The organism is Tabrizicola sp. M-4 (genome assembly GCF_051132405.1).
Taxonomy (GTDB): domain Bacteria; phylum Pseudomonadota; class Alphaproteobacteria; order Rhodobacterales; family Rhodobacteraceae; genus Paragemmobacter.
Genome location: NZ_CP128606.1, coordinates 233008 through 253354, shown reverse-complemented (window position 1 = coordinate 253354; position 20347 = coordinate 233008). Strand labels below are relative to the sequence as shown.

At 66.0% G+C, this 20347-nt stretch carries 21 protein-coding genes; 8 read left to right on the top strand and 13 right to left on the bottom strand.

Going from position 1 to position 20347, the window contains the following annotated elements; all coding sequences use genetic code 11:
• Position 1: 1 nt before the first annotated feature.
• The 3 genes from TabM4_RS01330 to TabM4_RS01320 are packed head-to-tail and all read right to left on the bottom strand — an operon-like array spanning position 2 to position 3120.
• The gene (locus TabM4_RS01330) at positions 2-1513 is read right to left on the bottom strand and encodes a DHA2 family efflux MFS transporter permease subunit (protein ID WP_434617326.1); all 1512 of its coding nucleotides are present in this window, start codon (positions 1511-1513) and stop codon (positions 2-4) included.
• Between the two features lie 13 nt (positions 1514-1526).
• The gene (locus TabM4_RS01325) at positions 1527-2633 is read right to left on the bottom strand and encodes an HlyD family secretion protein (protein ID WP_434617323.1); all 1107 of its coding nucleotides are present in this window, start codon (positions 2631-2633) and stop codon (positions 1527-1529) included.
• Positions 2626-3120 carry a MarR family winged helix-turn-helix transcriptional regulator gene (locus TabM4_RS01320; RefSeq protein WP_434617320.1) on the bottom strand — a complete coding sequence of 165 codons (495 nt, stop codon included), beginning with the start codon at positions 3118-3120 and terminating at the stop codon, positions 2626-2628. Before TabM4_RS01320 ends, TabM4_RS01325 begins: the two co-directional genes overlap by 8 nt.
• Positions 3121-3258: 138 nt before the next feature.
• Here TabM4_RS01320 and TabM4_RS01315 point away from each other — a divergent pair, with 138 nt between their 5' ends.
• The gene (locus TabM4_RS01315) at positions 3259-4326 is read left to right on the top strand and encodes a P1 family peptidase (protein ID WP_434617317.1); all 1068 of its coding nucleotides are present in this window, start codon (positions 3259-3261) and stop codon (positions 4324-4326) included.
• Positions 4327-4415: 89 nt separating this feature from the next.
• On the opposite strand, the gene TabM4_RS01310 is transcribed toward TabM4_RS01315, so the two are convergent.
• The 3 genes from TabM4_RS01310 to TabM4_RS01300 are packed head-to-tail and all read right to left on the bottom strand — an operon-like array spanning position 4416 to position 8012.
• Complete coding sequence (locus TabM4_RS01310) at positions 4416-5462, bottom strand: substrate-binding domain-containing protein (protein WP_434617314.1); 1047 nt, start codon at positions 5460-5462, stop codon at positions 4416-4418.
• A gap of 25 nt (positions 5463-5487) precedes the next feature.
• Entirely contained in the window at positions 5488-6510 is a 1023-nt protein-coding gene (locus TabM4_RS01305) for an ABC transporter permease (protein ID WP_434617311.1), read from the bottom strand.
• Positions 6511-6518: 8 nt separating this feature from the next.
• Complete coding sequence (locus TabM4_RS01300; RefSeq protein WP_434617308.1) at positions 6519-8012, bottom strand: sugar ABC transporter ATP-binding protein; 1494 nt, start codon at positions 8010-8012, stop codon at positions 6519-6521.
• Between the two features lie 116 nt (positions 8013-8128).
• Here TabM4_RS01300 and TabM4_RS01295 point away from each other — a divergent pair, with 116 nt between their 5' ends.
• On the top strand, positions 8129-9124 hold the full coding sequence (locus TabM4_RS01295) for a LacI family DNA-binding transcriptional regulator (protein ID WP_434617306.1): 996 nt from the start codon (positions 8129-8131) through the stop codon (positions 9122-9124).
• Here the strand turns inward: TabM4_RS01295 and gndA are convergent.
• Both gndA and TabM4_RS01285 read right to left on the bottom strand, forming a co-directional pair.
• Entirely contained in the window at positions 9121-10524 is a 1404-nt protein-coding gene (gene gndA, locus TabM4_RS01290) for an NADP-dependent phosphogluconate dehydrogenase (protein ID WP_434617303.1), read from the bottom strand. The genes TabM4_RS01295 and gndA overlap by 4 nt on opposite strands.
• Positions 10521-11411 carry an SMP-30/gluconolactonase/LRE family protein gene (locus TabM4_RS01285; protein WP_434617300.1) on the bottom strand — a complete coding sequence of 297 codons (891 nt, stop codon included), beginning with the start codon at positions 11409-11411 and terminating at the stop codon, positions 10521-10523. The genes gndA and TabM4_RS01285 overlap by 4 nt, the downstream gene beginning before the upstream one ends.
• A gap of 70 nt (positions 11412-11481) precedes the next feature.
• Between TabM4_RS01285 and TabM4_RS01280 the strand changes: the two genes are divergently transcribed.
• A complete protein-coding gene (locus TabM4_RS01280; RefSeq protein WP_434617297.1) occupies positions 11482-11895 on the top strand; it encodes a GlcG/HbpS family heme-binding protein in 414 nt (137 codons plus the stop codon).
• On the opposite strand, the gene TabM4_RS01275 is transcribed toward TabM4_RS01280, so the two are convergent.
• Positions 11892-12929, bottom strand: coding sequence for an L-idonate 5-dehydrogenase (locus tag TabM4_RS01275; RefSeq protein WP_434617294.1), 1038 nt, complete (start codon positions 12927-12929; stop codon positions 11892-11894). The two genes, TabM4_RS01280 and TabM4_RS01275, sit on opposite strands and share 4 nt — an antisense overlap.
• A 1-nt stretch (position 12930) precedes the next feature.
• Positions 12931-13878, bottom strand: coding sequence for a 2-hydroxyacid dehydrogenase (locus tag TabM4_RS01270; protein ID WP_434617290.1), 948 nt, complete (start codon positions 13876-13878; stop codon positions 12931-12933).
• 93 nt (positions 13879-13971) lie between these two features.
• Between TabM4_RS01270 and TabM4_RS01265 the strand changes: the two genes are divergently transcribed.
• The 5 genes from TabM4_RS01265 (at position 13972) to TabM4_RS01245 (ending at position 17519) form a co-directional block, all read left to right on the top strand.
• Positions 13972-14727, top strand: coding sequence for an SDR family oxidoreductase (locus TabM4_RS01265; RefSeq protein ID WP_434617287.1), 756 nt, complete (start codon positions 13972-13974; stop codon positions 14725-14727).
• The gene (locus TabM4_RS01260) at positions 14724-15221 is read left to right on the top strand and encodes a gluconokinase (RefSeq protein WP_434617285.1); all 498 of its coding nucleotides are present in this window, start codon (positions 14724-14726) and stop codon (positions 15219-15221) included. The genes TabM4_RS01265 and TabM4_RS01260 overlap by 4 nt, the downstream gene beginning before the upstream one ends.
• Positions 15218-16105, top strand: a complete 888-nt coding sequence (locus TabM4_RS01255; protein ID WP_434617282.1) for an NAD(P)-dependent oxidoreductase — start codon at positions 15218-15220, stop codon at positions 16103-16105. Before TabM4_RS01260 ends, TabM4_RS01255 begins: the two co-directional genes overlap by 4 nt.
• Positions 16102-16437, top strand: a complete 336-nt coding sequence (locus TabM4_RS01250; RefSeq protein WP_434617280.1) for a hypothetical protein — start codon at positions 16102-16104, stop codon at positions 16435-16437. Before TabM4_RS01255 ends, TabM4_RS01250 begins: the two co-directional genes overlap by 4 nt.
• Before the next feature lie 92 nt (positions 16438-16529).
• Entirely contained in the window at positions 16530-17519 is a 990-nt protein-coding gene (locus tag TabM4_RS01245) for a LacI family DNA-binding transcriptional regulator (protein WP_434617277.1), read from the top strand.
• Positions 17520-17585: 66 nt separating this feature from the next.
• Here the strand turns inward: TabM4_RS01245 and TabM4_RS01240 are convergent, their stop codons facing one another.
• From TabM4_RS01240 to TabM4_RS01230, 3 genes are read right to left on the bottom strand one after another with little or no spacing between them, the layout of a single operon-like run.
• Positions 17586-18560, bottom strand: coding sequence for a DctP family TRAP transporter solute-binding subunit (locus TabM4_RS01240; protein ID WP_434617274.1), 975 nt, complete (start codon positions 18558-18560; stop codon positions 17586-17588).
• A 15-nt stretch (positions 18561-18575) separates the two neighbouring features.
• Complete coding sequence (locus TabM4_RS01235) at positions 18576-19865, bottom strand: TRAP transporter large permease subunit (protein WP_434617272.1); 1290 nt, start codon at positions 19863-19865, stop codon at positions 18576-18578.
• Positions 19862-20347, bottom strand: coding sequence for a TRAP transporter small permease (locus TabM4_RS01230; protein ID WP_434617269.1), 486 nt, complete (start codon positions 20345-20347; stop codon positions 19862-19864). The genes TabM4_RS01235 and TabM4_RS01230 overlap by 4 nt, the downstream gene beginning before the upstream one ends.

Below are 20347 nucleotides of genomic sequence, written 5' to 3'. Positions count from 1 at the left end.
GTCAGGGGGCGGGCGCGGGTCGGCGGAGCAGGAAGACAAGCGGGATCGCCACGAGGGTGACCCACATCATCAGCTTGAAGTCGTCGACATAGCCGATCATCGCCGCCTGCTGGTTCACCAGCGCGTCGAGTTGCGACAGCGCCGTGGCCTGCCCGGAAGCGGCCAGCGGAACGGTGGCGCGGAGGGTGGCGTTGTAGGGGGTCAGGCCCGCGGCGAGTTCGGCGTGGTTGATCTGGATGTTCCGGGTGAGCATCAGGGTGACGACCGAGATGCCGACGGAAGAGCCGATGTTGCGGACGAGGCTGAAAAGGCTGGTCGCATCGGCGCGGAACTGCGGCGCGAGGGTCGAGAAGGCCAGAGTCGAGAGCGGCACGAAGACGAGGCCGAGGCCGAGGCCCTGCACCACGCCCGAGCGGATGATGGGCAGCATGTCCATCTGCGGGGAGAAGCCCGTCATCTCCCACAGCGAGAGGGTGGTGAGGGAGAGGCCCGCCACGACCAGCTTGCGCGGGTCGACGACGCGCATCAGGCGACCGACGAGCAGCATGGAGATCATCGTGCCCACGCCGCGCGGTGCCATGACGAGCCCGGTGGTGACGACCGGATAGCCGAGGATGCGGCCCAGCATGGGCGGCAGCAAGGCGAGGCTGGCCAGAAGGACGATCCCGGTGATGAAGGCGAAGAGGAGGCCGGTGGCGAAGTTGCGGTCGGCGAAGATGCGCGGGTCGAGGAAGGGTTTGTCGGCGTGCAGGATATGGACGGCGAACATCCAGAAGCCGGTGAGGGACAGGAGGGCGTAGACCCAGATCTCGGCCGCGTTGAACCAGTCCACCTCGCCGCCCCGGTCGAGGGCGAGTTGCAGGCTGCCGATGGCGAGGACGAGCATGGCGAATCCCGTCATGTCGAAGCTGCGGGCGCGGCGGGGGCTGCGCGGCAGGTAGGCGAGGCAACCCAGCATGGCGAGGATGCCCACGGGCAGGTTGATGAGGAAGACCCAGCGCCAGTCATAGCTGTCGGTCAACCAGCCGCCCAGCGTGGGGCCGATGATCGGGCCGACCATGATGCCGGCACCCCACATCGCCATGGCCTGCCCGGCCTTTTCGCGCGGGTTGATGTCGAGGAGGAAGGTCTGCGAAAGCGGCACGATCGCCGCACCGAAGAGGCCCTGCATCAGGCGGAAGGCGACCATGGAGGGCAGGCTCCATGCCAGTCCGCAGGCGAGCGAGAGTGTGACGAAGCCCGCGATGGAAGCGAGGAAGACCTCGCGCTTGCCGAAGCGGTCGGCCAGCCAGCCGGTCATCGGCGTGACGATGGCGGCGGCGACGATGTAGCTGGTGAGGACCCAGTTGATCGTGTCCTGCGAGGCGCCGAGATCGGCGGTCATGGAGGGCAGGGCCACGTTGGCGATGGTGGTATCGAGGACCTGCATCACCGTGGCCAGCATTATGGAGACGGTGATCAGGCCGCGCTGACGGGCACCGGGCAGGTCGGCGGCGGGGGCGGGGGACTGCATGGCATGGCCCCTCTCAGTTCCCGGCCTGCGCGGAGAAGGGTGGCGCGGCGGCGCCCGTCTGGACCGTGACCGAGGCGCTTATGCCCGAGGCGAGGCCCGCCACCTGTGCAGGATCGTCCAAGCGGATGCGGACGGGGACGCGCTGGGTGACCTTGACCCAGTTCCCGGTGGCGTTCTGTGCGGGCAGGAGGGAGAATTCCGCGCCGGTGCCCGCGCCGATCGCCTCGACCGTGCCGGAGAAGCTATGGCCGGGGGCCATGTCGAAATCGATCTCGGCGGGCTGGCCCACGGCGATGTCGGCAAGCTGGGTTTCCTTGAAGTTCGCTTCGATCCAGACATCGCCGCTTTCGACGAGGGCGAAGACGGATTGGCCCGCGGCGACCATCGCGCCTTCCTTGAAGGAGGCGGCCTGATAGACCACGCCATCGGCGGGGGCGGTGACAGTGGTGACCGAAAGGTTGTAGCGGGCCTGATCCAGCGCGACGAGGGCGGCACGGACAGTGGGATGATCGTCGGTCGGTTGATCGACGGAACCGCCGAGCGCCGCCGTCGCGGCCTCGACCGCGAGCGAGGCGAGGCGGGCCTGATCGGCGGCCTGCGCGGCGAGGTGGCGGGCGCTGTCCAGCGTGGTGTCGGTCACCACGCCGCGACGGGACAGGGCGGCCTGACGGTCGAGGTCCTTTTGCAGGTAATCGGCATTCTCGCGCGCCTGCGCCTCGGCCGCGAGGGCCTGACGGTAATCGGCCTTGAGCTGTTCGACGCGCATCCGGGCCTGCGCGACCGCGGTTTCGGCAGAGGCCAGCGCGAGGCGGTAGGGTTCGGGATCGACCTGGAAGAGCAGATCGCCCGCCTTGACGGGTTGCATGTCATGCACGCCCACCCTGACCACGCGCCCGCCGATGGCAGAGGCAACGGGGATGCGGGCCTGATGCAAGGCGGCGTTTTCGGTGCTCTCGCTAGCACCGCCCGTGAACCAGTAGGCCCCTGCCCCCAGCATGGCGAGCAGCGGGACCGAGAGCATCAGGGCGAGGACGCGGGCGCGCGGGCGCGGCGCCCCTTGCCGAGCCGGGGTGGCCGTGGCGGGGGCAGGTTCGGCGGGGAGTTCGGGAATGTCACTCATGATCGTTTTCCTTCGGGCCGGCGACCTGCGGATCAGTGTCCTGCGGGCCCTGTTCGAGTGTCCGGGTGATGCAAACCAGCGCCTTGAGCAGGATGCCAGTTTCTTCTTCGGTCAGGTTGGACAACGCCTCGGCGGCGATGTCCTGCACGATGCGGCGGACGGGGGCGGCGGCGTCGCGGGCCGTGTCCGTCGCGATGATGAGCCGGGCGCGACGATCCTCGGGGTGGGGGATGCGCTGCACCCAGCCTGCCGTCTCCATCCGGTCGATCAGGCGGGAGACGGAGATCGGTTCCACATCCAGACGGTCGGCAAGGGCGGCCTGCGTCATGGGGCCATCGGCCAGCACGAGGCCGAGAAGGCGCCATTGCGTGGTGGAGAGGCCACGGTCGCGGGTCCGTGCCTCGAACCGGCGGGACAAGCCGCGCGAAGCGTCGCGCAGGAGGCGCGGGAGACGGGCGATGTCGGGGATGGGGGCGTCGTCTTTCATATGTCATGCATATAGTAAGCGTGCTTATTATTCAACGCAGCGAGGGATGCGCTTTCTGCATGGCAGGCATGAGGCGGCGGCTTGCCTTCGGGGGCGCGATGCGCAGAGTCGGGGATGCACGACAGAGGAGTATGCCGCATGTCCCGCCCGCGCGCCCGCGATCTTGGCCTTCCCTTTCCCGGAACACCGGGACGGTGGAATGCGATCACCGATGTGCCGGGGGTGCGGGTGGGGTTCTGCACCCTGACGGACCCGGCGCGGAAGATGCGGACGGGGGTGACGGCGATCCTGCCGCGCGAGGATGCGGGGCGGCCCGTGCCAGTCTGGGCGGGGCACTATGCGCTGAACGGGAATGGCGAGATGACGGGGACGCATTGGATTGACGATGCGGGCTATTTCATCGGGCCCGTCTGCATCACCAACACGCATGGGATCGGGGCGGTGCATCACGGCGTGACGCGCTGGATGATCGAGACCTATGAGAGCCATTTCCGTGACGGGCATGCATGGGCGATGCCGGTGGTGGCCGAGACCTATGACGGGTTGCTGAACGACATCAACGCGCTGCATGTGACGCCGGATCATGCCATCGCGGCCCTGCGCGCGGCAAAGAGCGGGCCGGTGGAGGAGGGATCGTCCGGCGGCGGGAACGGGATGATCTGCTATGAGTTCAAGGGCGGGACGGGCACTGCCTCGCGGGTGGTGGAGATCGGCGGCACGGGCTGGACGATGGGGGCGCTGGTGCAGGCCAATCACGGGCAGCGGCCATGGCTGCGCATCCTTGGCCGCCCGGTGGGGGAGTTGATGCCGGAGGATCGGCTGCGCGACAAGGAGGCTGGGTCGATCATCGTGGTGCTGGCGACGGATGCGCCTCTGTCGGGGCTGTCGCTGCGGCAGATCGCAAAGCGGGCGGCGCTGGGGATCGGGCGCGGGGGCACGCCGGGGGGGAACAGTTCGGGGGATATCTTCCTTGCCCTTTCGGTGGCCAATCCGGGGCCGATGCCGCAGGAGGGGCCGGTGGTGCAGGTGCGTGAGGCGCTGAACCCGGAGCATCTGGACCCGCTTTATCTGGCCGCCGTGGAGGCGGTGGAGGAGGCGGTGGTGAATGCCATGGTCGCGGGGGAGGATGTGCCGACGGTGAAGCCGGAGGGGAAGATCGTGCGGGCGCTGGATACCGAGCGGCTGCGGCGGATCTTTGCGGGCTGATCCGCGGATCGGGCGGCTGTGCGCTGCCCCGGTAAGCAGAGGGGCCGGGGCGATGATGCGCCCCGGCCCCCTGCCCTTTCGGTTCGGGCTTACTTGCCCCAGATCGCGGCGTAGGCTTCGCGATAGCCGTTGTCGGGATCGAAGGCATTGCCTTCGGTTCCGGCGAGGGCTTCCTCGGTCACCAGTGCGGGGGCGGTGATGTAGCCGGAGCAGGCCTCGCCCTGCACGGCGCGGTTCAGTTCATCCACCAGTTGCCAGCCCTGCAGGTTCAGGGGTTCGGCCACGGTGACGGCCTGATACTGGCCGGAGCGGATGCGCTGGAAAGCGGCCTCGGAGCCGTCACCGGCCGACCCGGCCTTGGGCGCGCCGCGACCGTCGATCCCGGCGGCCGCCAGCGACGGGCCCATGAAATCGAAGTAGAGGTCGTTGATCGCCAGAGAATGCGTCCAGCTTGCGCCGTATTTCTGCAGGAGCGTGGTGGTCAGCGGCCCCATGCGGGTGGAGGTTTCGGCGATCGGGGTGTCGACATATTCCAGCACCGTGCCGCCCGCCGCCTCGATCGCGGCCTTCATCCGGTCGGCCTTGTCGATGGCGATCTGATAGGTCGAGTCGGTGAATATCACCACACCCGGCTTGCCGCCCGCATCGTCGATGGCCCATTTCGCGGCCACATCCGACACCGTCATCGCGTCCGTGGAAACGTTGGCGAAGATGCCGCCCGGTGCGTCGCAGCCGATCTTGGGGCCGGAGTGCCATGACACCATCGGGATGCCCGCCGCCGTCAAGCCTTCGAGCGCGGTCTGCTGTTCGGCGGCGTCAAAGCCGTTGATCACGATGCCGTCGGGGTTCAGGGCCAGCGCCTGACCCACCGCGCCCGAGCGGCTTTGCACCGAGCCCGCGCCGTCGAGGACCTTGACCGTCCAGCCGATCTTGGCGGCGGCTTCTTCGATCCCGTTGGTGACGCCAAGGATGCCGCCATTCTTGAGATCGCCAGCGAGGACGACGATGGTCTTGCCCTCGGCGGCCTTGGGGCCGGTGGTGGGGCCGTCGAAGGCCTGTTGCGCGAGGGCGGGCAGGCCCATCGCCGCGAGGATGGTTCCGGCCAGAAGCCCGTTCAGAAGAGTCCGTTTCAGCATTGTTTTCCCTCCCTGGAAACTGTGGTCACTTCGATTTCGCGCCTTTGCGGCGCTGTGCGTATCCGGCGATGCCGATGGCGATGAGAAGCGTGGCGCCGTTGAACATGGGCTCTACCCAGAAGCTGCCGCCGAATTGCTGGATCCCCGAGATGCCGACGGCGAGGATCATGACGCCGACGATGGTGCCCCAGACGTTGACGCGGCCCGGCTTGATCGTGGTCGATCCGAGGAAGGCACCGACGAGGGCGGGCAAGAGGAATTCGAGACCGACGGAAGCCTGCCCGATGCGGAGTTTGGAGGCGAGCAGGACGCCCGCGACCGCCGTCAGCAGGCCCGAGGTCAGGAAGGCGCCGATGACGAATTTGCGGTTGGGGATGCCGTTCAGTTCCGCCGCGCGCTGATTGGCGCCGATGGCATAGAGGTAGCGGCCGAGTGGGGTGTAATCGAGCACGATCCAGAGGATCAGCGTGATGACGAGGACGTAGAAGGCCGTGATGGGCAGGCCGAAGACGAAAGTCCCGTTGATGGCGTAGAAGGCATCGGGCAGCGTGCCCACCATCTGCCGCCCGCCCGTGTGCCAGAGCGCCAGCGCGTAAAGGATGGTGCCGGTGCCGAGGGTGGCGATGAAGCTGTCGATGCGTGCGACCTCGACGAGGATGCCGTTCAGGATGCCGGTCACCGTGCCGAGGATCAGGACGATGGCCACGGCCACGGGCCATGGCAGGCCCATCGTCGTCTGCAGGCTGATGGCGAGGATGTGCCACAGCACGATGCCATAGCCCACCGTCAGGTCGATCCGGCCCGCGACCATAGGAATCATGGCGGCCAGCGAGAGCAGCGCGATGATCGCCTTGTCCGAGAGGATGGAGCGCAGGTTCAGCACCGTGGGAAAGGTGTTGGGCAGAAGGATCGAGAAGGTCACGATCAGGCCCACCATCAGGATCACCAGCCCGTAGGTGGGCAGGAGACGCGCCGCCTTCTTCAGGGGCGGAAGGCCGCGCAATTCATCCTTGGTGGGTTCGACGGCGTTGGATTCAATTCCGGGCATGGCAATCCTCAGGCGGCATCGCTGGCCGAGGCGGCCTGGATGAGCGATTCGGTGGAGAGGTCGACGCCTGCGAGTTCGGCGACGGGGAGGCCCCGGCTGAAGACGATGGCGCGGTGGCAGATATTGGCGATTTCCTCGAAATCGGTGGAGACGACGAGGACCCCCATCCCGGAAGCGAGCGCCTGATAGAGGAGGTGATAGATTTCCGCCTTCGCCCCCACGTCGACGCCTGCGGTCGGGTCTTCGGTGATGAGCAGACGGCGGCCGCTGTCGAGCCAGCGGCCCACGACGACCTTCTGCTGGTTGCCGCCCGACAGTGCCTCGATCGGCAGGGTGGGATCGTTGGGCGAGAGGCCCACCCGGCGGCCGATGGCATGGGCCATGGCCTCTTCCCGCGCGGGGGAGAGGAGCGAGAGGATACCGCGCCCGGTGGCGGAGGGGTTGAGGAAGGCATTCTCGCGGATGGCCATGCCGGGGGCGACGCTTTCGCCGACGCGGTCGCGGGCGACGAGGCCGATGCCGGAGCGCATGGCGGTCTGGGCGGTGCGGAGATCGGGCGACCTGCCGTCGAGCAGGACGCGGCCCGCATGGGGCATGGCGCCGAAGAGGGCGCGGCCGATATCTTCGTGCCCGGCCCCGCGCAGACCGGCGAGGCCGAGGAGTTCGCCGCGCCGGATTTCGAAGCTGACGGGGCCGACGGCGGCGGTGGCCATGCCTTCGACGGTGAGGATGGCGGGGCCGTCCAGCACGGCGGGGCGTTCGATCTCGCGCGCCTTGCGGCCGACGATGAGGTTGACCAACTCCTCGGGCGTGGTGTGTTCGATGGGGCGCATGCCGACCATCTGCCCGTCGCGCAGGACGGCGACGCGGTCGGCGATGCGGAAGATTTCATCGAGGCGGTGGGAGACGTAGATCATCCCGACCCCGCGCGCCTTGAGGGGGCGGAGCGCGGCGAAGAGACGTTCCACCTCATCCGCCGGAAGGCTGGCGGTGGGTTCGTCGAGGACGAGGAAATCGCAGTCGGCGGCAAGGGCGCGGGCGATGGCGACGAGGGATTTCTGCGTGCGCGTCAGGCTGGAGACACGGGCGGTGGAGGAGAATTCCGCCTCGACCAGCGCAAGGGCGGTATCGGCGCGGGCCTCGGTGGCGGGCCAGTCGATGCGCCGGCCCTTGCGGACGTAGCCAAGCGCGAGGGCGATGTTTTCGGCCACGCTCATCCATTCGATCAGGCCGAGATCCTGATGGATGAAGGCGACTTTCTGGCCACCGCTCTTGCCCGCCTCATGGGCATAGGGGGTGCCGTCGATGGAGACGCCGCCTTCGTCGGGGCGGTGGATGCCGCCCAGCACCTTGATGAGGGTAGACTTGCCCGCGCCGTTCTCGCCCAGAAGGGCGACGATCTCGCCCCGGCCGACCTTGAGCGACACGCCCTTCAGCGCCTGCGTCCCGCCGAAGGACTTGACGATGCGGTCGAAGAACAGCCCGTCGGTTGCGGGTTGCATGGCGCAGCTTCCTCCCTTGGTCCGGCCCGATCTTGCGTCAGGTTTACCGGTAACGTAGGCTACCTTCATCCTCAGAGCCCCTTGAGTCAAGAAAAAAGTTATCGATAACATAGCGCATGAAAGCCAATCTCGAGGACATCGCCCGCAAGGCCGGAGTTTCCAAGATGACGGTCAGCCGCGTGCTGCGCTGCGGGTCGGGATTTTCGGATGCAACGCGGGACAAGGTGCTGCGGATCGCCGAATCGCTGGGCTATGTGCCGAACCGCCTTGCCGCTGCCTTCGGGGCGGATCAGGCGGGCACCTTGGTGGGGATGTGCGTGCCGCGCCTGACATCGGGGCTGTTCGGGCATGTGCTGGACGGGGTGGACCGGGCGCTGACGCGGCTGGGCTATCAGTTGATCATCGGGGCGAACAACCACGCGCCGGAGGAGGAGGAGGCGTGGCTGCGACAGGTTATGGCGTGGCGGCCTGCCGGGCTTATCCTTTCGGGGCGGATGCATACGCCGGGGACGGTGGACCTGCTGCGAAACGCGGCGGTGCCTGTGGTGGAGATCTGGGACCTGACGACAAGCCCCATCGACATGTCGGTGGGCTTTTCGCATGCCGATTGCGGGGCGGAGATGGCGCAGTTCCTGCTGCGCAAGGGTCGGAAGCGGGCGGGGTATGTGGGCGCGCTGGCGCGGGCCGACATCATGGGTCAGGCGCGGCTGGAGGGGTTTCGGGCGGCGCTGGCGCGGGCGGGGCAGCCCTTGGTGGATGCCGAGATATTGCAGGATTCGCCCGCCTTCTATGCGGGGTATTACGGGCTTGAGACGCTGCTGACGCGCAGTCCGAACCTCGATGTGGTTTACTTCCACAATGACGAGATGGCGATCGGCGGCATGGCCTATTGCCAGTCGCGCGGGGTGCGGGTGCCGGAGGATCTGGGGATTGCCGGCTGGGGCGGGATGGAGGCAGCCTCGATCCTGCCAAAGAGGTTGACGACGACATCGGTGCCGACGACCGCCATCGGCAAGGCGGCGGCGGAGGCGCTTGTGTCACGGCTGAAGGGCGGCGCGGGGCAGGATGTGGTGGTGGTGCCCACGCGCCTGATCCCCGGTGAGACGGGCTAGGCGGCCGCCCAGGGGCCATGCGGCCGTGGCAGGCCATCCAGCCGTTCGAAACCGTGCAGACCGAAGAAATCGCGCTGCCCCTGGATCATGTTCGCCGTGCCGCGTGCGGTGCGCATCATGTCGAACCATGCCAGCCCGGCCCCAAGCGCCGGGAGCGCCAGCCCATGCATCGCGCCTGCCGCGACCACGCGGCGCAGCGCGGGTATGGAGTGACGCAGATGACCGGCGAAGAAATCGGACAGGATCAGGTTGCGACCCGGAACCTCGGCAAGTGCCGTTGCCATGTCGTTGAGCATGGCAGAGCGGATGATGCAGCCCGCCCGCCACACCCGCGCGATGGCAGGCATGTCGAGCGCCCAGCGAAACTCCGCCGCGGCGGCGGTCATCATGGCGAAGCCCTGCGCATAGCACAGGATCTTTCCGGCGATGAGCGCCTGTTCCAGATCATCGACTGACAGGATACCGGTCAGCGATTGCGGCGCGGGGCCATAGACGCGTTCGCCTGCCGCGCGTTCGGCCCTTTGGGCAGACACGTTGCGGGCCATGACGGCGGCTTCGATCACGGGGATTGGCGCGGCGAGTGTCTGCGCCTCGATCGCGGTCCAGCGTCCGGTTCCCTTTTGCCCTGCGGCGTCGACGATCATGTCAAGAAGAGGGCCCTGCCCGACCGGATCGGTGGCTTGAGCCACTGCGGCGGAAATCTCCACCAGATAGGATTGCAGCGGGCCTGCATTCCAGCGCGCGAAGGCCGCGCCGATTTCCGGCGCGGGCATGGCAAGGCCGTCGCGCATGACGCCATAGGTTTCGGCGATCATCTGCATGTCGGCATATTCGATGCCGTTGTGGACCGCCTTGACGAAATGGCCCGCCCCGTCGGGGCCGAGATGGGCCGCGCAGGGTGTGCCGTCTTCGGCTCGGGCGGCGATGGCCTGAAGCACCGGCGCGATGCGGGCCCAATCCAGTTCGGCGCCGCCCGCCATGATGGCGGGGCCGTGGCGTGCGCCCTCTTCGCCGCCAGAGACGCCGATCCCCATGAAGCGGAAGGGCAGGCCTGACGCGGCGCGTCGGTTGGTGTCGTGGAAATTCGCGTTTCCGGCATCGATCACCAGATCATCGGGACCGAGAAGCGGTGCAAGGGCGGTGAGTTGGTCGTCGACGGCCTGCCCCGCCGGAACCATCAGGATGACGGCACGCGGTGGTGCGATTGCCGCGACGAAATCGGTCAGCGTTTCGGCTGGTGTGATCTGCTGCGCAAGATTGCCCGCCTGTGCCACGAATTTCTCTGTTACCGAGGTGGTCCGGTTCCAGACAGCGATGCCGAAGCCCTTTTCAGCGATGTTCAGCGCCAGCGCCGCACCCATCGTGCCAAGGCCGATCAGCCCGATTGTGGGTTTCGTCATGGCCATTGCACGCCCCTGCGGTTCAGAATGATGGAATAGATGCTGGTGGTCGCGGTGATGAACAGGCGATGCTTCGCCCGCCCGCCGAAGCAGATGTTCGACACGGTTTCGGGGACAAGGATCTTGCCCAGAAGGCGCCCGTCAGGGGCGATGCAATGCACCCCGTCCCCTGCCGAGGACCACAGATTACCGTCCGCGTCGCAGCGGATTCCGTCGGCGCAGCCGGTGTCGATCTTGTGGAACAGCCGCCCGTTGACCGGGCGGCCATCCTTCATGTCGAAGACGCGGATATGCTGCGGATCATCCGAGAACATGCGCCCGGTATCCGCGACATAGAGGCGGCTTTCATCTGGGCTGAAGGCAAGGCCGTTGGGACAGGCCATGTCGGTGATCATCGCCGCGATGCTGCCGTCGGTTGCGATGCGGTAGACGGAACAGGGCAGTTCCTGCACGGCCTTGAAACCTTCGTAATCGGTCATGATCCCGTAATGCGGATCGGAGAACCAGATCGCCCCGTCGCTTGCGACGATCACGTCATTGGGGCTGTTCAGCGATTTGCCCTGAAAGCTGTCGGCGAGGACCGTGATGCTGCCATCCCATTCGGTGCGTGTCACCCGCCGGGTCCCGTGTTCGCAACTGATCAGCCGCCCCTGACGATCACGCGTGTGGCCATTGGAATAGTTCGACGGGTGGCGGAAGGTGGTCAGCCCCTCTTCCGTCCAGCGCAGGATGCGGTTGTTGGGGATATCGGAAAACAGCAGGCAGTTCTGGTCGCCGCACCAGACCGGGCCTTCGACCCAGTCAAATCCGGTGGCGATCCGTTTGACCGGGGCATTCCCCATGACATAGCTGGCGAAAACCGGATCGTGGATTTGAAAAAAGGACATGCTGGTTCCCTCCCATCAGATTTGTTATCGTTATCATCAGGATCGCTCAACCCAAAGGTTCCAGATGCAGATGATCGAGGCAAGTGCGCGGCTGACGGACGCGGCCCTGATGACGATGCTGGCGGCGGCGGTGGAGAGGGCCAAAGCGATGGGCCAGCCGCAATGCATCGTGATCGTCGATCCTTCGGCTGTCGATCTGGCCTGCCTTCGGATGACGGGAGCGAAGGTATTGTCGCTGCGCTCGGCGCGGGCAAAGGCGCAGACGGCGGCCTCGACCGGGCGCGCATCGCATCTGATTGCCGAAGCGGTGCGCCCGGCGATTGCCGCCGCGACCGACGGGGCGATGACCGGCCTGCCCGGCGGGCTGCCGATCTGGCGGGACGGGGTCTTGCTGGGTGGCATCGGCATCGGTTCCGGCAGCGGGGATCAGGATATCGAGGTGGCGATGGCGGCGCTGGCCGCCATCGGTGCATCGGCAGGTTAGGACCCGGCGAAGGATATCTGCGCCTTCATCGCCTGACTGCGATCCGACGCCAGCCGGAAGGCGGTTTCGGCGTCGGACAGCGGGACGGTCTGGGTGATGAGGGGCTTGACGTCGATCAGCCCCTTCTGCATCAGGCCGACGCCTACCGCGAATTCGGGGTGGAAGCGGAACGACCCGCGCAATTCCAGTTCCTTGGCCGTGATCGCCATCATCGGCAGCGACATGTCGCCCCCAAGGCCAAGTTGCAGGATCACGCCGCGCGGGCGCAGGGCGGCGATACCACCCGCAAGCGCGGCCGCAACGCCCGTGCATTCGTAAAGGACGTCGAAATAGCCCTTGTCGGCACCATAGGCCGCCAGCGCGTCAGGGTTGCCCCCGGTATTGATGACGCGATCCGCGCCCGCCTTGGCCGCTAGCGCAAGGGTGAAGTCCGAAAGGTCGGTTGCCACGATCTCTGCCGCGCCTGCCCGCCTTGCGGCAAGGATCGACAGCACGCCGATGGGACCGCAGCCCGTGACCAGCACCCGTTTGCCCAGCATCCCCCCTGCCCGCGTGGTGGCATGAAGGGTTACGGCCAAGGGCTCGGCCATCGCCGCTTCGCCCGCCGTCAGGCCGGTGGCATCGACGCATTGGGTGGCATCGGCGACGAGGAATTCCCGGAACGCGCCCTGAATATGCGGGAAGGGCATGGCCGACCCGTAGAAGCGCATGTTCAGGCAGTGGTTCGGCAGACCTTCAAGGCAGAACCGACACCCGCCGCAGGGGCGCGAGGGGGACACGGCGACCAGTTGGCCGGGTGTGAAGCCGGTGACGCCGGGGCCGAGTGTTTCGACATAGGCCGAAACCTCATGCCCGAGGATCATGGGTTCGCGCAGGCGGACCGCGCCAAAGCCGCCATGGTTGTAGTAGTGCAGGTCCGATCCGCAGACCCCGCCCGTGGCAAGGCGCAGGCCGATCTGGCCAGGACCGGGCGTTTCCGAAGCGCGTTCTTCGATCCGCAGGTCGCGGGCGGCATGGATAACGATGGCGCGCATCTCAGATCACCGGGGTCGGCAGGGGTTTGCCCGCAAAATGCGCGGTCAGGTTGTCGCGCAGCAACTGGCCCATGGCCTTACGGGTTTCGACCGTGCCGCTGGCATGGTGGGGTTGCAGCAGGACATTGGGCAGCGACAGGAAACGGGGGTTGAGCTTTGGCTCCCCCTCGAACACATCCAGCGCGGCGGAACCGAGCTTGCCGGTTTCCAGCGCGGTGAGCAGGGCTTCTTCGTCGATGTTCGACGCGCGGCTGATGTTGATCAGCATCCCTTCCGGCCCCAGCGCCTCGATCACCTTGGCGCCGACGATGTGGCGGGTGGCGGCGGAGGCGGCCAGCGTCACGAAGAGGAAATCCGACCGCGCGGCAAGGGCCACGGGATCAGCGATGAACTCCCATCCCTTGGCAAAATCCTTCGGGCCGATGTCGGAATAGGCGATCTCCATGTCAAAACCTGCCAGACGTTTCGCGACCTCGTATCCGATACGGCCAAGGCCCAGCACACCGGCGCGGCGACCCCAGACCTTGCGTTGCAGGGGATAGAGGCCCTTGGCAGCCCATGACCCGTCGCGCACCCAGGTTTCCGCGCCGATCATGCCGCGCGACTGCACCAGCATCATCGCGACGCCCAGATCGGCCACGTCATTCGTGAGCACGTCCGGCGTGTTCGTCACGCGGATGCCCCGCGCGCGGCAGGCGTCGAGATCGACAGCGTCGAAGCCCACGCCATAGACGCTGATCACCTCCAGCTTCGGGCAGGCGGCGATCATGGCGGCATTGGCACCCAATTCGCCGCGCGTGGCGATGGCGCGCACCTTCGGTCCGTGTTCGGCCAGAAAGGCCGCCTTGTCCGCCGCCTCGAAATAGCGATGGGCGTGGAAGGCGGCGTCGATCGGGGTCTGATCCCATTCGGGGTAAGGTCCGACTTGCAGGATGTGGGGCTTGTCCATGTTCTCTTCCGTCCGGGGTTGACAGCGATTGTTATCGATAACATAAACATCGCAGGCATGGCTTGTCGAGAGCGAAGTGGAGGAGATTTCAACGTGGCACTGACGCTTTTCGATCTGGCGGGGAAACGCGCCCTGATCACTGGATCGTCGCAGGGCATCGGCTTTGCGCTGGCCCAAGGTTTGGCGGCGGCAGGGGCGCAGATCGTGCTGAACGGCCGCGACATGGCCAAGCTTTCGGCGGCGGCCGCCCTGATCCCCGGCGCGCAGATGCTGGCCTTCGATGCGACCGACCACGCCGCCGTGCGCGCGGCGGTGGACGGGTTCGAGGCGGCGGGGAACCCGATCGACATCCTCGTGAACAATGCGGGGATGCAGCACCGCGCGCCGCTTGAGGATTTCCCGCCCGAAGCCTTCGAGCGGTTGCTTCAGACGAATATCGCCAGCGTGTTCCATGTCGGTCAGGCGGTGGCACGGCACATGATCGCGCGGGGGCGGGGCAAGATCATCAACATCGCCAGCGTGCAGACGGCCCTCGCCCGCCCATCCATCGCGCCCTACACGGCCACGAAAGGCGCGGTGGGCAACCTGACAAAGGGCATGGCGACCGACTGGGCCAAGCATGGGCTGAACTGCAACGCAATTGCGCCCGGCTATTTCGACACGCCGCTGAATGCCGCGCTGGTGGCCGATCCGGCGTTTTCTGCCTGGCTGGAAAAACGCACCCCTGCCGGACGCTGGGGCAAGGTCGAGGAGTTGCAGGGGGCCTGCATCTTCCTTGCGTCGGATGCTGCCAGCTTTGTGAACGGTCATATCCTCTATGTGGACGGGGGCATCACGGCATCGCTATGACGCATCGGATCGTGATCATGGGCGTTTCGGGCTGCGGCAAGTCGAGCGTCGGCGCGGCGCTGGGGCAGAGCCTTGGCATTCCGTATCGCGATGGCGATGACCTGCACCCTGCCGCAAATGTCGCGAAGATGCGCGCGGGCATTCCGCTGACCGATGAGGATCGCTGGCCCTGGCTGGACCATGTGGCGCGGGTGCTGAAGGAGGGTGCCCCGGTCATCGTCGGCTGCTCGGCGCTGCGTCGCGCCTATCGCGACCGCATCCGTGGAGGGGCGGGAGGGGACGTGCGCTTTGTCCATCTGGCGGGCAGTCGCGACATCATCGCGGCGCGCATGGCGGCACGGACGGGGCATTACATGCCGACCACTTTGCTGGACAGCCAGTTCGCCACGCTTGAGCCGCCCGGACCGGATGAGGCTTTGACATTGGATGTCGCCGCGCCGCTGGCGGCCCTGGTGGATGCCATCCTTGCAGATATCAAGGGAGAGACAGCATGATCGGAACCGTCGCACTGATCGGTGCAGGGGCAATGGGCGGGGCCATAGGCGCACGTCTGGTTCAGACCGGGACGCCGCTGGTGGTGTTCGATCTGGATGCGGAGAAGGTGGCGGCGCTGGTGGCGCAGGGTGCCAAGGCGGCAGGTTCCGCGGCGGCGGCGGCGCAGGCGGCGCAGGCGGTGATCCTGTCGCTGAACGCCCCCCGCATCGTGCGCGCGGCGGTCTTCGGGCCGGGCGGCGTGGCGGAGGGGGCTGCATCCGGCACGCTGGTGATCGACATGTCCTCCATCGATCCGGAAGCGACGAAGGCGCTTACGGCCGAGGCGGTGGAGAGGGGCCTGCGCTGGGTGGACAGTCCGCTGTCGGGCGGCATTCCGAAGGCCGCCCTGGGAGAATTGACCCTGATGCAGGGCGGGACGGAGGCGGATGTGGCCGAGGCGCAGTCGGTGCTGGCCAAGGTGGCCAGCAACCAGACCCGCATGGGAGGGCCCGGCGCGGGGCAGACGACGAAACTGATCAATCAGGTGCTGTGCGGGCTGGGCTTTCTGGCCGTGGCCGAGGCGACGGCGCTGGCCGAGGCGGCGGGTGTCGATGCCGCGATGATCCCCAAGGCGCTAAAGGGCGGCCGCGCCGACAGTGTGATCCTGCAGGAATACATGCCACGCTTTGCCGCCCGCGATTACCGCCGGACGGGCCGCATCGACAACATGGTCAAGGATCTGAACGGCGCGGCCGATCTGGCCCGCCTGACCCATACCGCCATGCCGCTGACCGCGCTTTGCGCGGAGATCCACCGCATGCTGACCGCGGCAGGTCTGGGCGGCGAGGATCAGGCGGCGCTGATGGAATTCTTCAAGGGTCCGCAAAAGGAGCAATTTGCATGATCACCCGCTATGCCCTGTTCGAAGGCAAGGTCCATGACGGCCAGACCGAGGCCTTCCGTCAGGCGGTGCTGACCGAAATCCTGCCGAAGTGGAAAGCCTTTCCTGGTGCCCTTGCGGTGCGTGTCTGCTTTGCCGAAAGCCGGGATGACGGCGCGCCGGAATACCCGCTGATCCTTGCCATCAGCTATCCCGACCTTGCCGCCGTGGACCGCGCCCTTGCAAGCCCGGCCCGCAGCGAAGGGAAGGCAGCGACCGAGGCGGTGCTGGCGCGGTTCTTCACAGGGCGCATCCATCACCATATCACCACGGCGCACGACCACGAATTTGCCTGAGATGGCGCTGACGGTCCTGCCGGGCGGGGCTGGAAACATGTGTCCGGTATCGTTACCATGACCGCATGATCCCGCCCCGCAAAGCCCCGACCATGACAGATGTTGCCCGGCTTGCGGGGGTGTCGCCCATGACCGTGAGCCGGGCGTTCAAGTCCGACAGCTCCATCAGCGGGGCAACGCGTGAAGCGATCCTGAAGGCTGCAGATGCGCTTGGCTATGTGTTCGACAGCACGGCATCGAACCTGCGATCCCAGAGAACGGATTTCGTCGCGGTCACGATCCCGTCGATCAACAACGCCAACTTCGCCGATACCGTGCGCGCGCTGTCGGATGGGCTGAAACCACGCGGATTGCAGATCCTGCTGGGCACCACCGATTACGACATGGCCGAGGAAGAGCGGCTGATCGAACAGCTGCTGCGCAGGCGGCCCGAAGCGATTGTCGTGACCGGCGGCAACCACACTCCGCGCGCGCGGCGCATGCTGGAGAATGCCGGGATTCCGGTGATCGAGACATGGGATCTGCCGGAGACGCCAATCGACCATGTCGTGGGCTTTTCCAACGCGCAGGCCGTTCGGGGCATGGTTGATCATTTCGTCGGCAGGGGCCTGACACGGATTGCCTTCATCGGGGGCGATGCCAGCCGCGACACGCGCGGTGCGGACCGTCGGGCCGGATTTGTTTCGGCGATGGCGGCACATGGGCTTGATGCTTCGCGCCTTGTCGCCGCGGGGCCGCCCCCGATCTCGATGCGGGAAGGGGCCGATGCGATGGCGCGCCTTCTGGAAGAGCTGCCCGATACGGAGGCGGTGATCTGCGTGTCGGACCTTTCGGCCTTTGGTGCGCTTACGGAATGCCAGAGGCGGGGGGTTGCGGTACCGGATCGCATTTCCATCGCGGGCTTCGGCGATTACGAGATCGCCGGTGTTTCGGTGCCGCCCCTGACGACCATAGACCCGCATCCGCGCGATATAGGCAGTTGCGTCGTCGCCCTGATCGGCGACTTGCTGGATGGAAAACGGAGTGAGCCCGCCCGGATCATCATCTCTCCAGATCTGATCCTGCGCCAGTCCAGCCTTTGATGCCTGCCATGAAAAGAGAGGGGGCGGTAATCCGCCCCCCCGGTTTTCGCCATTGTCTGAATTAGCTTATTGCTGAGCGGCCAGGATGGCGTTGACCACGGCATCACCCTGTTCGGCGATGTAGCTATCCCAGACCGGCTTGACCGCAGCTTGGAAGGCGGCAGCATCGACGTCGGTGTTCACTTCCATTCCGGCTGCCTTCAACTCTTCGATCATGCCGGCTTCCTTTTCCTGCACGGCCTTGCGCTGCATGGCCACAGCTTCGGCGGCGACTTCGGCGATGACCTTCTGCTCATCCGCGGTGAGGCTGTTGAACTTGGCATCGTTCATCACCAGCGCCAAGGCGGAATAGGCGTGCTGCGTCAGGCTGAGGTACTGCTGCACCTCGTTGAACTTGAAGGAGAGCACGATTCCGATGGGATGGTCCTGCGCATCGACCACTCCGGTTTCCAGCGCGGTGTAAAGCTCGGCCACCGGAAGTTGCGTCGGATTGGCGCCAAGCAGGGCGAACATTTCGTTCAGCGCCTTGGAGTTGTTGACCCGCATGTTCAGACCCGACACATCGGCAGGCACACGGATCGGCCCGCGATTGTTGGTCATGTTGCGATAGCCGTTTTCCGGGAAGCCCAGAACCTTCAGCCCGTGCTGGGTGAATTCCCCCGCGATGCCCTGCCCGATCTCGCCATCCAGCACCGCATAGGCGGTGTCACGGCTGGGGAACATGAAGGGCAGTTCGAACGCGCCCGCCTGCGGCACCAGTCCGGTGAAGTTGTTCAGGCCCGACATCGCGATGTCGATGATCCCCGACCGCGCGCCGTCGATCATCGCCGCATCGTTGCCAAGTTGGCCCTGCGGGAAAATGGCGACGGTGACCGAACCGTTGGTGCGCGCCTCGACCTGTTCCTTGAAGAACAGGGACAGGGTTTGCTGCAGGTCCGTTTCCGGGGCCGCGTGGGCCAGTTTCAGTTCCGTCTGCGCCTGTGCCGCAACGGCAGCGAGCGCAAAGGCCGAAGCAAGGCCAAGTGTCTTGAACAGGTTCATTGTCAGTCCTCCCTTTTATCTTGCTGAACCGCCGAAGATTTCGGCGGGAATGGTGATGAGTTCCGGAAACAGGATGAAGAGGCCCAGCAGGCAGGCATAGACCGCGACGAAGGGACCCACGCCCTTGACGGCGGTGCTCATCTGCACCTTGGCGACGCCGCAGATCACGTTCAGCACGGTTCCGACCGGAGGGGTCAGCAAGCCGATGGAACAGTTCAGCACGAACATCAGGCCGAAATAGACCGGGTCGATGCCCGCCATGGCGGTGATGGGCATGAACAGCGGCACGAGGATCAGGATGGTGGGCGCAAGGTCCATCACCATGCCGACCGCAAAGACGATGATCATGATGACAAGCATGAGCAGGCGCGGGTTGTCGATCAGCGGTTCCAGAAGCACGCCCAATTGCTGCGGCAGTTGCGCCACCGTGATCAGCCAGGACGCCACCATCGCCGCACCGACAAGGAACATGACCATGGCCGTCGAGCGGGCGGCGGAAAGCAGCACGTCATACATCAGCGCCAAGGTCAGCGACCGATAGACGAGCGTTGAGATGATGATGGCATAGACTGCCGCGACGACCGCGGCCTCGGTCGGGGTGAAGGCACCGGACCGGATGCCGCCGATGATGATGACCGGAAGGAGAAGCGCCCAGAACCCGTCTTTCAGGGCTGCCCAACGCTCGGCCCCGCTGGCACGCGGCAGCGTCTCGATCTCTTCGTTGCGCATCAGATAGCGCCAGACCACCATCAGCGTCAGGCCCATCATCAACCCCGGCGCGATGCCGGCCATGAACAGCTTGCCGATGGAGATGTTGCCCGCGACGCCGATCAGGATCAGCGGAAGGGACGGCGGAATGATGGGCGCGATGATCCCGCCCGATGCCAGAAGGCCAAGGCTGCGCCCTTCGGGATAGCCCGCCTTGCGCATCATCGGATACAGGATCGACACCAGCGCCGCCGCATCCGCCACGGCAGATCCCGACAGCCCGGCCAGCACGATGGAAGTGATGATGGCGACATAGCCCAGACCGCCACGCCGGTGACCGACCAGCGTCATGGCCAGATTGACGATCTTGGTCGACAAGCCGCCGCGCGACATCACCTCGCCCGCGACGAGGAAGAAGGGAATGGCAAGAAGGGGAAAACTGTCCACCCCGTTGACCAGCCCCTGCGCAAGGATGTCGGAGCTGAACGTGTCGAGCTGGATCATCAGGGCGATGGAGGCCAGCAGCAGCGCGAAGGCGATGGGCAGGCCGATCAGGATGCCGAAGAAAAGGACGGCCAGAAACAGCAGGAGGGTCATGCGTCATGCTCCTGCCGATGTGCGAAGGGGGTTGGATCAAGGAAGCGGGCCACCGCAACCAGACCCATCAGCAGGGCAGAAATAACGCCCGCCAGATAGAAGAGCGCCGATGGAAGGCCCGTGACCTGCGAGAAGTTGGACCAATTCGCAGCCGTCTGATGCCACGATCCGATGAAGAACATGACCATGCAAAGAATGACGACAAGCCAGCAAAGGCGACGCAGGAACGGAACCGCCCGCGGGAAATAACGTTCGGAGAATTCGGTCAGCGCAAGATGTTCATCCCGCCTCAAGGCGACGACGGACCCCAAGAGCACGATCCAGACAAAGCCAAGGCGCGCCAGTTCGACAGATTGACGGATGCCGGAGGAGAACCCGTAGCGCATCACGACATTGGCGAAGACGATGGCGATCATCGCCCCCATCAAGACGACGAGGACAAGATCGATAGCCGACCAGAGCCGTCGGATGACAGATGGCAT